Origin of the sequence: Burkholderia sp. HI4860 (genome assembly GCF_002223045.2) — a bacterium.
Taxonomy (GTDB): domain Bacteria; phylum Pseudomonadota; class Gammaproteobacteria; order Burkholderiales; family Burkholderiaceae; genus Burkholderia.
In genome coordinates, this window is the sequence record NZ_NKFO02000005.1 from 591,491 (window position 1) to 607,637 (window position 16,147).

Below are 16,147 nucleotides of genomic sequence, written 5' to 3' on the forward strand. Positions count from 1 at the left end.
CCGCGCCGGTCAGAGCAGGTCCATCATCCGGTGCCAGGTCATCGCGAGCGCCAGCATCGGCGTGCGCAGCGCCCGCCCGCCCGGAAAGTCGCGATGGCGGATCCGGCCGAACAGGTCGAAGCGCGCGGCCTGCGCATCGATCGCTTCCGCGATCAGCCGCCCCGCCAGGCCCGTCACGTTGACGCCGTGCCCGGAAAAGCCCTGCGCGAAATACACGGTCGGCTCGAGCCGGCCGAAATGTGGCGCGCGATTCATCGTCGCGTCGATCAGCCCGCCCCACGCGTAGTCGATCCGCACATCGGCCAGCTGCGGGAACGTCTTCAGCATGTCGCGCCGCATCGCGGCCGCGAGGTCGCGCGGCGTGTTCGTCGAGCTGCTGGCCTTGCCGCCCCACAGCAGCCGGCGGTCGCGCGTCAACCGGAAATAGTCGAGTGCCGAATTCGTGTCGCAGATCGCCGCATCGGCCGGCATCGTCTCGGCCGCGCGCGCGTCGCCGAGCGGCTCCGTCGCGATCAGGTACGTCGCGATCGGAATGATCTTGCGCGCGAGCGCCGGCGCCAGCTGCCCCAGGTACGCATTGCAGGCCAGCACGACATGACGGGCATCCACATGCCCGCGCGCGCACCTGACGCGGTGATGCGGCGCGGCGCGATCGAGCGCGAGCGCGGGCGTGTCCTCGTGGATCGTCACGCCGGCTTCGCGCGCCGCACGTGCCAGGCCGAGCGTGTAGTTCAGCGGATGCAGGTGGCCGCTGCCTTCGTAGCGGAGGCCGCCGACGTAACGATCCGACGCGACGAAACGATGCATGTCGGCGCGCTCGACGACTTCGTAGCCGCGATAGCCGAAGCGGCTCGCCGCGGTATCGCGCCACGCGCGCAGCGCATCGAGATGGCGCGGCTTGTTCGCGGCGGTCAGGTAGCCGAAGGTCAGGTCGCAATCGATGCCGTACCGCTCGACCCGCCGCCGGACGATCTCGACCGACTCCAGCCCCATCGCCCAGACGCGCCGCACGTCGTCGTCCGGCAGGTAGGCCGAGAACGTGTCGATATCGCACGCGTAGCCGGCGATCAGCTGACCGCCGTTGCGCCCGCTCGCGCCCCAGCCGATCTTCGACGCCTCGACGAGCACGACCGAATGGCCGCGCTCGGCGAGTTCGAGGGCCGCGGACAGCCCCGTGAGCCCGCCGCCGATCACGCAGACGTCGGCCGTCTCGGCCCCGTCGAGCGACGGATGCCGCGCACGGTTGTTCGCCGTCGCCGCATAGTAGGACTGAACATGTTGCTGGTTTTCGAACTTGAGCATGTGCAAGACTCGTGAACGGCGTCGCGTCAGAACGCGTAGATGAGTTGGGTGGCGAGCAGGTCGTTCGACTTCTCGTACGACCCGTCGTGGCGCAGGAACACCTTGTTGCTCGCCCAGTCGTGCCGGTATTCGACCTTCACCGTCACTTGCTGGGTCGGGTAGAACAGCAGGTCGAATGCGGCGGCCTGCCGCGTCGTGCCCTTGCACTCGAACCCGACGCCGCCGTTCGCCTTCGACAGTGCGAGGCAATCCGCATCGATGCCGAAGCCGTTGTACGGATCCATCCCGTTGCCGTTCAGGCCGATCGACGAGCCGCCGCCGCCGTTCTTCCGGTTCACGAGCAGATCGTAGCGCAGCGTCGCACCCATGCGGCCGACCACCGGCGCATTGAACTTGCGGTGCGCGAGCAGCGACAGCCCGAACCACTGCGCGAGCCCGCCGTTGAACGCGCCGTGCTGCTGCTGGCCGTAGTCGAACTCGGCGTTGTACTGCGCATCGGCGAGCGTGTAGGTCGCGTCGGCCTCGCCGAAGAAGAACGCGCCATATGCGCTCGGCGCGTTGCCGCCCACGCCGTAGCGGACGTTGCCGGTCGCCGGGTCGACCGCGCTCGGCAGCGTCTGGCGGCCGATGCTGATCGAGCCGCCGACGTCGAGCGCGCTGCCGCGCAGGTAATCGACGCGTGCGGTGAAGGTCGGCACCTTGTTGCTCGTCGTGATCGGGTCGCCAAGCGCGTTGACACCGGTCTGCGTGACCGCCCCCGCGCTGCGGAACTGCTCGTTGCCGACGAAGAACTTCCACGCCCAGTGGCCGTCCGCGCTCTGGTAGTTGATGCCCGCGCCGATCGACGAGCCCGGATCGGAGAAGTCGTACAGCAGGTTGTGCGTGAGCGTGAGCATCTGGCTCGACTGCTGGTACTCGTAGCCGCCGAAGCCCGTCACGAGCCCGCCGGTAAGCGCCGTCGTGCCCGACAACGGCACGGTCAGGACGGCCGTGTCGATGATGTCCAGGCCGCTCGAGCCGCTGCCCGTCATCATCGACAGGCCCGCGCCGCGGTTCGGCATCAGCGTGATTTCCGCGGACGGCGCGGTCGGGCCGACACCGAACGTCTTCTTGATGTCGAGGAATACGTCACCGAACGTGCTGTTGTAGTAGGTGTACGCGTTCTCGTGGTTCGCGAACTGGAACGACGACGTGCCGGCGCCCCGGTTGACCACGTAGGTCGGGTCGAGGTAACCCGTCACCGACAGCCCGGCGATCGGGCCCGTGCGCGCGGCGTCGGTCAGCGAATCGACATTCAGCTGCTGGTTCGCGACCTGCTGCCGGATGTCCGACACATCGTCGTTGGTCAGCACGGCCGGCGCCTGCCCGTAGCCGGGCGCGGACGGGTCAGCCGCCGCGGCGGTGGCCGCGTTGGGCGTGTTCGACGCGTTTGCCGCGGCCAGTCCGGCCGAAGGCTTCGCGCCGAGCTGCGATTGCAGCGCGCTCATCTGCCGTTGCAGCACCGCGATCTGCTGCTGCAGCGTCCGGATCTGGTCGGCGCTCGAATTCGCCGCGGCCAGCCCCGGCAGCGCTCCGGCGATCAGCGCGCAGAGCATCTTTTTTTTCATGGAATGTCTCCTGGTCGTTCGTCTCTGTTCGTCACTTCGTGGGATGCGGGATGCGGTCGTGCAGCGACGGCGCGGCAGGCACGAGAGCGGGCGGCACGGCGGACGGCGACACGGGCGTGCCGGATGCCTCGGACGCGGCTGCCGCGTGCCACATCCGCGTGTCGCGCGCGTGCCGCCGCTCGCGGGCCAGCATCGCGCGGTTCACGACGACGACCCCGATCGTCACCGCCGTGATGAACACCGTGGCGAGCGCATTCATCTCCGGGTTGAGCCCCATCCGCACGCGGGAAAACACGACGAGCGGCAGCGTGGTCGACCCGGGGCCCGACAGGAACGCGGACAGGATCACGTCGTCGATCGACACCGTGAACGCCAGCAGCCAGCCGGACACCAGCGCCTGCGCGATCAACGGCAGCGTGATCACGAAGAACACCTTCCACGGCCGCGCGCCGAGATCGAGCGCGGCCTCCTCGATCGAACGATCGAGCTCCTTCACCCGCGACTGCACGATCACCGCGACGAACGACAGGCACAGCATCACGTGGCCGATCCAGATCGTCAGCCAGCCGCGTCCAGCCGGCCAGCCGAAGGCCTGCTGCATCGCGACGAACAGCAGCAGCAGCGAGATGCCCTGGATCACTTCCGGAATCACGAGCGGCGCGTTGATCATCGCGGCATACAGCGTGAAGCCGCGAAAGCGCCCCATGCGGGCGAGCACGAAGCCGGCCCAGGTGCCGATCGCGACCGACGCGGTGGCTGTCAGCAACGCGATCTTCAGCGACAGCCATGCGGCCGTGAGCAGTTCGTCGTCGTGCAGCAGCGCGCCGTACCACTTCAGCGAGAAGCCCGACCACACCGTGACCAGCTTCGACGCGTTGAACGAGTAGACGACCAGACTGACGATCGGGATGTACAGGAACAGGAAGCCCGCGCCCAGCACGCACGCGGACAGGATGCGATTCGCGCGGGTCATCGCCGTGCCTCCGCTTCGGTCTGGCTGCAGTGGAGCAGCGCCATCGGCACGAGCAGCACCACCACCATCGTCACCGTCACTGCGGACGCCATCGGCCAGTCCATGTTGTTGAAGAACTCGTCCCACATCACGCGGCCGAGCATCAGTGTGTTCGCGCCGCCGAGCAGTTCGGGGATCACGTATTCGCCGACCGCCGGGATGAACACGAGCAGGCTGCCCGCGACGATGCCGTTGCGCGACAGCGGCAGCGTGATGCGCCAGAATGCGGACCACGGCGTCGCACCGAGATCGTTCGCGGCCTCGAGCAGCGAGAGGTCCATCTTCACGAGGTGCGCGTACAGCGGCATCACCATGAACGGCAGGTACGAATAGACCATCCCGATGTAGACGCCCGCGTCGGTGTGATACAGCCGCAGCGGTGTCGCGATCACGCCGAGCGCCGCCAGCACGTGGTTCAGCAGCCCGTCGTCCTTCATGATTCCGACCCACGCATAGACGCGGATCAGGAACGACGTCCAGAACGGCAGCATCACGGCCATCATCAACAGGTTGCGGCGGCCCGGCGCCGAGCGTGCAATGAAGTACGCGATCGGGTAGCCGGCCAGCAGGCACATCAGCGTCGATGCCGCGGCCATCTTCAGCGAGCTAACGTAGGTGTTCATGTACAGGTCGTCCTGCAGCAGCAGCGCGTAATGCTTCAGCGACAGCACGACCTGCACGGTGCCGGCCTCCAGCCGCGCGAGCGCGGTGTACGGCGGGATGCCGAGCATCTGGTCGGCGAAGCTGATCTTCAGCACCAGCACGAACGGCAGCGCGAAGAACACGGCCAGCCACACGAACGGCACGCCGATCGCGACGCTGCGGCCCGACGGCAGGAAGCGCGACAGCATCGCGAAGCGACCCGGCCGCGAGCGGCCGGCGCCGGTCGATACCGGCGCGGACGGAGTAGATGCAGAGGTTCTCATCGTGGCGTCCTCACTGCGTCAGCACGACGCCGCTAGCCGGCGACCACGACACGAACACGTCGTCGTTCCACGCCGGTGCGTTGTCGTTCATCAGGTGCGAGCTCGACAGGTTCGACACCACCGTCTTGCCGCTCGGCAGGCGCACGTGGTACAGGGAATAGCTGCCCATGTACGCGATGTCGGTCACGACGCCGCGCGCCCAGTTGTGTTTCGAGCCCGGTTTCTCGCGCGACACGTGAATGCGTTCGGGGCGCACCGAGATGCCGACCGGCATCCCGAGCGGACCGGTGATCCCGTGGCTCACGTACATGCGGGCTTCGAGGTCGTCGCTTTCGACGAAGATGTGATCGGGTTCATCCTCCACGACCCGGCCCTCGAACAGGTTGGTCGAGCCGATGAATTCGGCCGAGAAGCGGCTGTTCGGGAATTCGTACACCTCGCCCGGCGCGCCGATCTGCACGATCTTGCCTTCGCTCATCACCGCGAGGCGGCTGGCCATCGTCATCGCCTCTTCCTGGTCGTGCGTGACCATCACGCAGGTCACGTCGACCTTCTCGATGATGTTCACGAGTTCGAGCTGGGTCTTCTGGCGGATCTTCTTGTCGAGCGCGGACATCGGCTCGTCGAGCAAGAGCAGCTTCGGGCGCTTGACCAGCGAGCGCGCGAGCGCGACGCGCTGCTGCTGGCCGCCGGAGAGCTGGTGCGGCTTGCGCTGCGCGTACTTGCTCATCTGCACGAGCGCGAGCGCATCGGCCACGCGCTCCTTGATCTCGTTCTTGGGCGTGCCTTCCTGCTTCAGGCCGAACGCGACGTTCGATTCGACCGTCATGTGCGGGAACAGCGCGTACGACTGGAACATCATGTTCACCGGGCGGCGGTACGGCGGCAGCGACGCGAGGTCCTCGCCGTCGACGAAGATCTTGCCGGAGGTGGCCGTCTCGAGCCCGGCGAGCATGCGCAGCAACGTCGACTTGCCGCAGCCCGAGCTGCCGAGCAGCGCGAACAGCTCGTTCTTCGCGATCGTCAGGTTCACGTTGTCGACGGCGGTGCTGTCGCCGAATTTCTTCACGACGTTTTCGATGCGCACGAAGGCGTCCGCATCGTGGCGGGCGGCGGCCGCAACCGATGCAGGGAGCGTATGGATCATCGTCGTCGCCCTCAACCGCCCGACTTCAGCTGCAGCCACAGACGGTTCTGCATCCGCGCGATGTCGGCGCTGCGCGGCATTGCGAGCGACGCCTTCGCGATCGTCGCGTCGGACAGGTAGATGCCCGGGTCCTGCACGATCGCCGGCGTCACGAACGGGCGCGCCGCCTTGTTGGCGCTCGGGTAGAAGATCTCGTTCGTGATCGCCGCGTTGGTCTTCGGGTCCTCGATGTAGTTGATCCACTTCAGCGCGGCTTCCGGATGCGGCGCATCCTTCGGGATCGCCATCACGTCGAACCACAGCAGGCCGCCTTCCTTCGGATTCACGTAGCGGATCTCGTACGCGCGTTTCGCGTCCAGGGTGCGCCGCCGCGCGATGCCGACGTCGCCCGACCAGCCAAGCACGACGCACACATCGTTGTTCGCCAGGTCGTCCGCATAGCCGGCGGAGCTGAACTGCGTGACGTACGGGCGGATCTTCTTCAGCACGTCATAGGCAGCTTGATAGTCGGCCGGGTTCTTGCTCTCCGGGTCCTTGCCCATGTACTGCAGCGCCGCCGCGAACGCGGCGTCCGGCGCGTCGAGCAGCGAGATGCCGCAGCCCTTCAGCTTCGCCGCGTTCGCAGGGTCGAACAGCAGCGCCCAGCTGTCGGTCGGTGCGTTGTCGCCGAGCCGCTTCCTGACCGCCTCGACGTTGTAGCCGATCCCCGTCGTGCCCCATGCCCACGGCACGCCGTACTGATTGCCCGGGTCGGCCTTCGCGACCATCTTCATCAGCACCGGGTCGAGGTTCGCGAGATTCGGCAGCTTCGACTTGTCGAGCTTCTGGTACACACCGGCCTGGATCTGCTGCGCGAGATAGTTCGACGTCGGCACGACGATGTCGTAGCCCGAGCTGCCCGCGAGCAGCTTGGTCTGCAGCGTATCGTCGCTGTCGTAGCTGTCGTAGCGCACCTTGATGCCCGACTGCTTCTCGAACACCGGCACCGTGTCCTTCGCGATGTATTCGGACCAGTTGTAGACGTTCAGGTTGGCATCGCCGGCACGCACCGGCAGGCTTGCCGCGGCGGCAAGGCCCGCCGACATGACGAACATGGCACGGACGGCCGGACGACAGCGAAATCGGACACGCATGGGGATCTCCAGAGAGTTGTAATCGGCCGTTGCGCCACGCTCGGGTGGACTCGCGGCAACGCCGTCAGACGGTTGCAGCACAGGGGTCAATGTAGAGATCGCGATTCGCACCGTCAGTCCCGAAAACCGGGACAAGCGATGTCGCGTGCCGGGGCCGTTTGAGTGGATTCCCATCTAGGCAATCGAAAATCGTCGTGATACGAGTAGCGCCACCTGAAATTTCCTGATGACCGAGCCCATGGACGCTGCGCTCCCCTCCCCCGATCTGCCGCTGAGCCACGTCGCGTTCGTGACCGAAACGCTCGGCGACATCGCACAGGCCGTCGGCACGCCGCAGTTCATGCGGGCCGTCTACGACACGCTCGTGCGCTACGCCGACTTCGACGCGGTGCACCTCGACTACGAACGGGTCGCGTCGTCGGGCCAGCGCAGCGTCGGCTGGATCGGCAGCTTTGGCCGCGAGCCCGAACTCGTCACGCAGGTGATGCGCCACTACTACCGGAGCTATGCGAGCGACGATGCGACCTACGCAGCCATCGACAGCGAAAGCGACATGCAGCTCGTACAGGTGTCCGCACAGCGCGTCGCAAGCGAGATCCGCCATCAGTTCTTCGACAGCGGCGACATCCACGACGAATGCGTGATCGCTGGCGTCACGCTCGGCACGCGCTACTCGATCTCGATCGCGCGCTCGCGGCGGCTGCCGCCGTTTTCGCTGAAGGAACTGAGCCTGCTGAAGCAGCTTTCGCAGGTCGTGCTGCCGCTGGCGTCCGCGCACAAGCGGCTTCTCGGTGCGATCTCGGCCGACGACGCACCGCGTGACGAACTCGATCTCGACCTCGTCGCTCAATGGCTGCCGGAATGGCAGGAACGGTTGACCGCGCGCGAGATGCACGTGTGCGCGTCGTTCATCCAGGGCATGACGTCGGCGGCTATCGCGCAATCGATGGGGCTCAAGACCTCCACCGTCGATACCTACGCGAAACGCGCGTTCGCGAAGCTCGGCGTCGATTCGCGCCGGCAACTGATGACGCTCGTGCTGAGAAACGCATCGCGGCGGCACGCCGCATAGCCTCGCTGCGTGCCGGCCGCCGGCAGGTTGCGCGCACACCCATCTCCGCGCCGCCTCATAACGATCCGACAATTTATTGGTTCCCTCGACGATGCGCCGTCCGTATCGTTCACCGACTCGTCAGACCAATCGACCCACGGGGGAATCCAACAATGAAACAGATCCGTTCATTCGCACTGCTCGCGCTGCCGGCCGCACTCTACGCCGCCGGCGCGCACGCGCAAAGCAGCGTCACGCTGTACGGTATCGCCGATGCGGGCATTGCCTACGTGCACAATGCGCAGAACGCGAACGGCAGCAACGCGTCGAGCCTCGTCAAGTTCAGCAGCGGCAACCTGTCGGGCAGCCGCTGGGGGCTGCGCGGCACCGAGGATCTCGGCGGCGGCCTGGCCGCGCTGTTCCAGCTCGAGAACGGCTTCAACATCGGCACGGGCGCGCTCGGCCAGGGCGGGCGCGAGTTCGGCCGCAAGGCCGTCGTCGGCCTCGCGAGCAGCACGTACGGTACCGTGACGCTCGGCCGCCAGTACGATCCGGTCGTCGATCTCGTGCAGGGCCTCACGCAGGACAACTACTTCGGCGGCGTGTTCGCGACGCCGGGCGACCTCGACAACTACGACAACAGCCTGCGCGTCAGCAACTCGGTGAAATACACGAGCCCGCTGATCTCGGGCTTCCAGTTCGAAGGCCTGTACGGCTTCGGCGGCGTCGCGGGCGCCACCGGCAGCGGCCGCACGTACAGCTTCGGCGCAAGCTACGCGAACGGCCCGCTGTCGCTCGGCGCCGGCTTCTTCTACGCGAACGGCGGCTCCACCGTCGCGAACGGCGTGCGCACGTGGTCGAGCAGCTCGGACACGCTGTTCAACACCGTGATCAACCAGGGCTTCTCGAGCGCGAAGTCGATCCAGATCGTGCGCGTGGCCGGCCAGTATGTGGCCGGGCCGGCGACCTTCGGCCTCGCGTATTCGAACACGCAGTACGGCGCGGACACGCTGTCGGCGTTCAGCCAGAACGCGAAGTTCAACAACGGCTCGGCATTCTTCAACTGGCAGTTCTCGCCGGCGCTGCGCGCGGGCGTCGGCTACAACTACACGTCGCTGACGGGGCCGAGTTCCGCGCACTACAACCAGGTCAACCTCGGTGCGGACTACGCGCTGTCGAAACGCACCGACCTGTATGCGCTGTTCGGCTACCAGAAGGCGAGCGGCAACACGCTCAACGCGAACGGCGCGGTCGTGAAGGCCGCCGCGTCGGTCGGCTCGTACGGCGTGAACTCCGGCACCGATACGCAGGAACTCGCGATCGTCGGGATTCGCCACAAGTTCTGATCGCGTCGCCGCACGGCGGCGACGACGACATCGAGGACATCGACGACAGCCGGCAGGCGCGCACCGCGGTGCGCGCCTGCGGCGTTTACACTGTCGCGATCCCGTTCCGCACGACACAAGGAGGCCGGCATGCTGACCGTATGGGGGCGCCGCAATGCATTCAACGTCCAGAAGGTGCTGTGGCTCGTCGACGAGCTCGCGCTTGCACATCGGCACGTGCCGGCCGGCGGACGGTTCGGTGTGCTCGACACGCCCGATTTTTTGGCGATGAACCCGCACGGGCGCATCCCCGTGATCGACGATGGCGGCACGGTCGTGTGGGAATCGCACAGCATCCTGCGCTACCTCGCCGCGCGTTACGGACGCCCCGGCTTCTGGCACGACGACCCCGCCGAACAGTCGCGCGCCGACCGCTGGATGGACTGGTCGCAAACCACGTTGCAGCCGACGTTCCTGAACGGCGTGTTCCGGGGCTACTTCCGGACGCCGCCCGAGCAGCGCGACACGGCACGCGTCGAGCAAAGCATCGCGCAGTGCGCGCAGCACTTCCAGGCGCTCGATGCAGCGCTGGCCGGGCAGCCGTTTCTCGCGGGCGACGCGCTCACGCTCGCCGACATCGCGGCCGGCACGCATCTGTACCGCTACTTCGAACTCGACATCGCACGGCCGGACATCCCGCACGTGCAAGCGTGGTACGAGCGGCTGAAAGCGCGGCCCGCGTATCGCACGCACGTGATGATTCCGTTCGACGATCTGCGCGGGCGGCTCGATTAGGCAATCGGCTGTCGCGCCGGCAACGGAACGGCTTGTAGGACGGTTGTAATGACAACGGCGTATGGTGCCGACCTGTACGGCCGCCCAACGTGCACGACGCAGGTCATGGCTGCCCCACTCTACAGGCAATGCAATGAGCGCTCAGGACATTGCGGTCGATGTCGCGTTCCGGACGGACCAGTCGGTTGCCGCGCACCGCAACGCCGGCCTCGACGCGTTGCGCGCCTGCCTGACGTTGCTGGTCGTGTTTCACCATTGCGCGATCACGTACGGTGCGCTCGGCGGGTGGTACTACCACGAGGTGGCCGCGGGGCCGTCGGTGGAATCCGCGCTGCTGACGCTCTTCTGCGCGATCAACCAGGCGTTCTTCATGGGCCTGTTTTTTTTCCTGTCGGGCTATTACACGCCGCACTCCCTCGATCGCAAAGGCGCTCCCCGCTTCCTGGCCGACCGGTTTCTCAGGCTGGGCCTGCCGCTGCTGGTGTACGGGTTTCTGATCGGCCCCGCAACGATCGCGCTGGCGCGGACCGCTGCCGGCCACCCGTTTGACGATACGCTCGGCAGCCTGTGGCGCCATGGCACGTTCGACACCGGCCCGATGTGGTTCGCCAAGGCATTGCTGATTTTCAGTGCGATTGCGGCACTCTGGAGCGCCGCGTTCGCGCGCACCGCGAGCCGACCCGTGCAGCATCCGTTCCCTTCCGACAGGGCCCTGGCCGCGGCGGCATTGCTGACGGGTCTCGCGGCGCTGGCATTGCGATCCCGATGGCCGGTAGGTGTCAACGTATGGGGGCTGCAGTTCGGGTATTTCGCGAGCTATGTCGTGTTGTACGCAGCGGGTTGCCGGGCAGCGCGCGCACGCTGGCTCGAGCGTCTTCCGCCACGGCAAGTGGGCACGTGGTGGCGCATCGCGCTGCTGACGCTCCCCGTCCTGCCGATCGTCTACCTGCTCGCGAAGCACGTTCCCGCGTTGCGCGGCCGCCCCGTCGACGTGGTGTACGCGTTCTGGGAGCCGCTAGTCGCATGGGGAACGATATTGTTTCTCGCCAGCCGCTTTCAGCGACGCTTCACTCGACTGGCGGGCGTGTGGCAGCCGCTGGCGCGACGCGCCTACACGATCTACATCATTCATCCGCCGGTGCTGGTCGGCGTTGCCCTCGCATGGCAAACCGTGAGGGCAGCCCCGTTCCTGAAGTTTGCCGTGACTGGCGGCCTCGCGTGCGTCGCGTGCTACCTGATCGCCGGCCTCCTGCTTCGCGTGCCCAGGCTCGCATCGATTCTGTAACTGCTGCTTCAGCGTCGCCGCATTCCACCGAATCCGCTCACGCCCCCGAACGGATGCATACCGCCGAATCCGTGGCCGACCGTGCCGGCCGGAAACGCACCGTGGTGAAAACCGGCACCGGTCGGCGCGCCGACGCGGCGATGGTCCACCCCGTTGAAGTGGACGACGTGATCGAAGTGGTGGAAATGATGGAAGCGGTGGAAGCGATCGACGAACACGAAGCCCACACCCGCGCCGATGAAAAGCGGCGGCCCCCAGTACCCCAGGTCGGCATACGGATAGTCCGCTGCCGGATACCATAAAACACTACCATCGGCGCTCTGCACGAACTGCCATGTGCCATCGTCCTGCAGGCACGCACGCCCGACGATTTGCTGCTCCGTGCCGTCGATGTTCGCTCGCGCGACGACCGCCCGGCAGTTCGTCGTCTCGTCCGCCAGATCGTCGTACGTTTGCGCAAAGACCGCCGCGGAACAGCCGAGACAGACGAACCCTATCCCGGATCGAAACCAGTTGCCCATGATCGGCTCCTGCCTGATTGTCCCCGACCACTCGACCGCGGGCGCGGCTGACGGCGCCCGGCAGATCGAATTGCTCGCGCACGATTCATCATGCGGTGCTCACGCGCCGCTGCATCGTGCAGGGTCTCCTGACGGCTAAACGATGTAGCGCGCCGGCTTATTCCAGGGGTCTGGTGCGAATGATCGACGCAGGCACCGTCGATTGGCGCCCGGCCTAGCGCCTGGCGAAGCGGTAGGCAGCCGCTGCCGTGATCCCGAATACCAGATGGGCCACGAGTGTGATCGCGCCACGAACCGGAATGAACCACGGGAAGATCGCGGTGAACGCGTACAGGTTGACGCCGTACAGGATGAGGCCGAACGCGCCGCCCACGAAGAGCGCGGCCGCGAGCGACAGGTTGCGAATCACCTTCGCCAGCACGGCCGCGTAGACGAGCGACAGCACCAAATGCACGATGGTCGCCACCGCCATGACTAGCGGATCGAAGCCGGCGGACGCGTCGAGCACGCCGCGCCCCATCACGATGGCCGCCGTGAGGCGTGTGTCGCGTAACAGGTTGCCGACCGCGTCGTCGCCGACGATCGGCCAGAGCAACAGCTCGACGACGGTCGAACCGACCGCCGCACCGAACGCTGCCCAGAGAACCGGGACGACACTGGCTCGTTTCAATTGACGCTCCCGTCGCAACCTGCCGATGCATTGCCGCGGCTTGCACCCCACCCGCTCCGGCGCCGGCCGCGCATCGCGTGCCCGTGAACCGGAACCGGGCAGCCACGCAAGATTACGACGCCCCTTCGCAATCCGACCAGTAGGCGAAAGGATCGCGATGTTTCGGATAGTTTTCGTCCAGCCATTTCAACAGCGTCGCCCGCGCGTTGTCCATGTCGGCTTTCAGCGACGAGGTCGTCAGTTCGTGCACTTCGATGGACTTTTCGCGGTCGATCACGAAGCAGTTCCAGTCGGGGCCGTCGAGATCCGGATCGTCGGACGCCTTCGACGACTTGCCCCAGCCGAACCCCTTGCGCGCGTCGATGTAGTACCGCGGATGCACTTTCAGATACGACATTTCGCCGCCCTGCAGGCTGCTCTCCGCGCGCAGCACGTCGTGTCCGTCGACGATCTGCGTGACTTCCGGCAGCCGGCGCGCTCGCCATCCGACGGGCAGCGTCGCGATGGCCTTGACGCTGTCGTACATCCCCCACTCCAGCCCCCACGCTTCGGCCATGCGCTTCATGAATGCGTTCGCATTCGGATAGCCGCGCAACTGGATCCGGGTCGACAGCGTGACCTCGATACCGCCGCGGCCGCCCGTGCCGGCGGATGCGTCGTCGGCGCTCGCTTCGAACGGATTGCCCGGACGCGACGCGCGCGTCGCATCCGCGGGCGCCATGCCCGAAAACAGCTGGTCGAGCGCGGCACGCGCTTTCGACGACTTGTCCGGCTTGTTCATTGTTGACCTCGCTCGCATCCGCACGGATGCATCCCTTTTCGAATTTCGTTCATCTCTCCACCTCATCGTTTTTCGCGGTCGCATTGTCGTCGATCCGGCGGCCCGAGCCTAGTGCCGCGTATCGCACAACGCTTTTTCGCTCCCGTCAGCTACCGTCGCGGGCCGACACGATACACCGGCCAGCGCTAGCCGCCTGCCCCCACCGCCGCCCGCATCCGCTCCATCAACGCCAGCACCTCAGGCCGATTCTCCCCCTTCGCATGCACGAAGTAATACCTGAGCACCGAATCGACTTCGTGCGGGCTCACGCGCACGAGTTCGCTGCGCTTCAGATAGGCGTCGGCGAGCGGTACCCGCGCCAGCGCCACGCCGAGCCCAGCCTCGGCGGCGGCCAGCACGAGGTTGTAATCCTCGAAGCGGCGATCCTGCGCGCGCGGCTTGAACGGCACGCCCAATGCATCGAACCACGTGCGCCAGCCGGTCACGTCGGAATCGTGCAGCAACGGCATGTCGAGCAGCGCGGCATCGCCGCGCCGGCGGCGCGCCTTCGCCAGTTGCGCGGCAAGCCGCGGATGCGCGACCGGATAGAGCCGCTCCGGCATGAACGCACGGGTGTCGAGCTGACGCCAGTTGCCGCGCCCGTACCGGATCGATAGATCCGCTTCGCCGCCGGCGATATCCACGTTGCGCAGATCGATGCCCAGTTCGATCCGCAATGCGGGCGCCTCGCTCTCGAGCGCATGCTGGCGCTCGAGCAGCCAGAGCTGCGCGAAGGCCGGCACCACGCTCATCCTGACCAGCCGCGGCGTACGCGGCGAGCGCCACTGATCGGCCGCACTGTCGATGATCGCGAACGCCTGCTCGATCCGGCCGACGAAGCGCTGGCCGTCCGGCGTCAGGCGCACGCCGCGCGCATGGCGTTCGAACAACCGCAGGCCGAGCCAGTTTTCGACAGCGGCTACCCGCCGGCTGATCGCGCCGTGCGTCACGCCGGAGACATCGGCCGCGGCCAGGAACGACCCCTCGCGCGCGACCGTGCACACCGTCTCGAGACTCGCGAGCGGCGGCCGCGCACCCGGCGCCGGCGCTGCGGCGGGCGACGCCGCCGGCGCGCGCTTTGCGCGGGTTGAAGCGCCGGCCGGCCGCCGGCTCGAGCTGTGAATCGTGGTCATATCTGCGTGCTGATCTGTGCGCTAGCTTAGCATCTTGCCACATCGCATCATTGCCGCATGAACACGCTCTCCACCCCGTCGTCGCGCGCTGCGCGGCAGCCGCTGATCGCGGCCGGCGCGGTCGCCTTCACGATCGTCTCGTGGGCGTCCGCTTTCCCGTTCATCCGGATCGGCCTGCATGGCCTGACACCACTACAGCTTGCGGCGGCGCGCTTCGCAACGGCGGCCGTGCTGATCGTCGCGTGGCTCGCCGTGCGACGGCCGCGCGTGCCGACCCGGGGCGACGCGCTGCGCTTCCTGCTGTGCGGCTTTCTCGGCATCGCGCTCTACAACGCGCTGCTCAATACCGGCGAGCAAACCGTCTCGGCCGGCGCGGCGAGCTTCATCGTGAATACGCTGCCGATCTTCACGGCGCTGCTGGCCTCGGTGTTTCTGGGCGAGCGCTTCAACCGCTGGGGCTGGCTCTGCTCGCTGGTCAGCCTCGCCGGCATCGCGGTGATCGCGCGTGGGCAGCCGGGCGGCCTCGTCCTCGGCGCGGGCAGCACGCTGATCCTCGGCGCGGCCCTGTGTTCGGCCAGCTATTTCGTGCTGCAGCGGCGGCTGATTCCGGTGTACGGCGCGCTGGCCTGCACCGCGTACACGCTGCTGGCCGGCGCGCTGCTGCTCACGCCGTGGCTGCCGGGCGCGCTCGTGGCGCTGGGCAGCGGGTCGCGCGACACCGCGCTGGCCGTGCTGATGCTCGGCATCTTCCCCGCCGCACTGGGTTACGCCACCTGGACCTTCGCACTCGGCTACTTCGGCGCGGCGCGTGCCGCCAACTTCCTCTACCTGACGCCCGCGGTCGCGACGGTCCTGTCGATGGTGCTGACGGGCGAGCGACCCGGCATCGAGACGGTGTGCGGCGGCCTGCTGGCGATTGCCGGCGTGATCTTCGTGGCGTTGCGCGGACGTTCTTAGGCTCGCAGCCGAATCGGGCCGGCCCGATCGCCCCGACGATCCGCAAGCGAGCCGGTCGGGACGAACCCCGGCATCTGCAGAGCGGAATGCATCGCGTGGGTCGTCTACCCGCGCCCGCTCGTCGACGCTGCCGGGCTCGACCGTTAGTTGCATTAAAACGAGGGTATCGATCGCGATGAAGCATGGCCCCGCAACCGGATGCGCAATCGAAATCGTCCAAACTGTGCAGACAAATCGACCGAACAGTTCCGGATTGACCGTGCATCGGTGTCCATGGCTTCGTTCCACCCGCCGGCCGAATAATGGATGCGTTCGTAAGGCCGTCGACAGCGAATCGCAGCCTGTGGCCTGCCGCGGCGCACGATTTCCGGCATCCGGCGCCGTCGAATTTCGGGCGCTGGTCGCACTGCGCCCGCCCCGCTACGTGATTCGCTGCAGCGCGCAAAATCGGCTTCATATATAT

General features: G+C 66.9%; 14 protein-coding genes and 1 pseudogene. 5 read left to right on the top strand and 10 right to left on the bottom strand.

Going from position 1 to position 16,147, the window contains the following annotated elements; all coding sequences use genetic code 11:
* Positions 1–9: 9 nt before the first annotated feature.
* The 6 genes and pseudogenes from CFB34_RS36760 to CFB34_RS36785 form a co-directional block, all read right to left on the bottom strand.
* Positions 10–1,302 carry an FAD-binding oxidoreductase gene (locus CFB34_RS36760; protein WP_089444543.1) on the bottom strand — a complete coding sequence of 431 codons (1,293 nt, stop codon included), beginning with the start codon at positions 1,300–1,302 and terminating at the stop codon, positions 10–12.
* Positions 1,303–1,328: 26 nt separating this feature from the next.
* Positions 1,329–2,909: a DUF3138 family protein gene (locus tag CFB34_RS36765; RefSeq protein WP_089444544.1), complete on the bottom strand. Its 1,581-nt coding sequence runs from the start codon at positions 2,907–2,909 to the stop codon at positions 1,329–1,331.
* A 31-nt stretch (positions 2,910–2,940) separates the two neighbouring features.
* Positions 2,941–3,882, bottom strand: coding sequence for an ABC transporter permease subunit (locus CFB34_RS36770; RefSeq protein ID WP_089444545.1), 942 nt, complete (start codon positions 3,880–3,882; stop codon positions 2,941–2,943).
* On the bottom strand, positions 3,879–4,847 hold the full coding sequence (locus tag CFB34_RS36775) for an ABC transporter permease subunit (protein ID WP_089444546.1): 969 nt from the start codon (positions 4,845–4,847) through the stop codon (positions 3,879–3,881). The genes CFB34_RS36770 and CFB34_RS36775 overlap by 4 nt, the downstream gene beginning before the upstream one ends.
* 10 nt (positions 4,848–4,857) lie before the next feature.
* A pseudogene (potA, locus tag CFB34_RS36780) lies at positions 4,858–5,937 on the bottom strand (polyamine ABC transporter ATP-binding protein); the annotation flags it as partial.
* Positions 5,938–6,005: 68 nt separating this feature from the next.
* A complete protein-coding gene (locus CFB34_RS36785) occupies positions 6,006–7,079 on the bottom strand; it encodes a polyamine ABC transporter substrate-binding protein (RefSeq protein ID WP_242808811.1) in 1,074 nt (357 codons plus the stop codon).
* Positions 7,080–7,365: 286 nt separating this feature from the next.
* On the opposite strand from CFB34_RS36785, the gene CFB34_RS36790 reads away from it, so the two are divergent.
* The 4 genes from CFB34_RS36790 (at position 7,366) to CFB34_RS36805 (ending at position 11,583) form a co-directional block, all read left to right on the top strand.
* A complete protein-coding gene (locus tag CFB34_RS36790; protein WP_089444579.1) occupies positions 7,366–8,199 on the top strand; it encodes a helix-turn-helix transcriptional regulator in 834 nt (277 codons plus the stop codon).
* Between the two features lie 152 nt (positions 8,200–8,351).
* Positions 8,352–9,524, top strand: a complete 1,173-nt coding sequence (locus tag CFB34_RS36795) for a porin (RefSeq protein ID WP_039364476.1) — start codon at positions 8,352–8,354, stop codon at positions 9,522–9,524.
* 129 nt (positions 9,525–9,653) lie between these two features.
* Positions 9,654–10,298 (top strand): glutathione S-transferase, encoded by a 645-nt coding sequence (locus CFB34_RS36800; protein ID WP_089444580.1) that lies wholly within the window; start codon positions 9,654–9,656, stop codon positions 10,296–10,298.
* Between the two features lie 133 nt (positions 10,299–10,431).
* The gene (locus CFB34_RS36805) at positions 10,432–11,583 is read left to right on the top strand and encodes an acyltransferase (protein WP_089444581.1); all 1,152 of its coding nucleotides are present in this window, start codon (positions 10,432–10,434) and stop codon (positions 11,581–11,583) included.
* Between the two features lie 8 nt (positions 11,584–11,591).
* On the opposite strand, the gene CFB34_RS36810 is transcribed toward CFB34_RS36805, so the two are convergent.
* The 4 genes from CFB34_RS36810 to CFB34_RS36825 form a co-directional block, all read right to left on the bottom strand.
* Positions 11,592–12,104, bottom strand: coding sequence for a hypothetical protein (locus tag CFB34_RS36810; RefSeq protein ID WP_089444582.1), 513 nt, complete (start codon positions 12,102–12,104; stop codon positions 11,592–11,594).
* 214 nt (positions 12,105–12,318) lie between these two features.
* Positions 12,319–12,774, bottom strand: a complete 456-nt coding sequence (locus CFB34_RS36815; protein ID WP_089444583.1) for a sodium:proline symporter — start codon at positions 12,772–12,774, stop codon at positions 12,319–12,321.
* 112 nt (positions 12,775–12,886) lie between these two features.
* Positions 12,887–13,555 (bottom strand): nitroreductase, encoded by a 669-nt coding sequence (locus tag CFB34_RS36820; protein ID WP_089444584.1) that lies wholly within the window; start codon positions 13,553–13,555, stop codon positions 12,887–12,889.
* Between the two features lie 185 nt (positions 13,556–13,740).
* Positions 13,741–14,727, bottom strand: coding sequence for a LysR substrate-binding domain-containing protein (locus CFB34_RS36825; RefSeq protein ID WP_089444585.1), 987 nt, complete (start codon positions 14,725–14,727; stop codon positions 13,741–13,743).
* Between the two features lie 57 nt (positions 14,728–14,784).
* Between CFB34_RS36825 and CFB34_RS36830 the strand changes: the two genes are divergently transcribed.
* The gene (locus CFB34_RS36830) at positions 14,785–15,684 is read left to right on the top strand and encodes a DMT family transporter (RefSeq protein ID WP_089444586.1); all 900 of its coding nucleotides are present in this window, start codon (positions 14,785–14,787) and stop codon (positions 15,682–15,684) included.
* Positions 15,685–16,147 lie beyond the last annotated feature (463 nt).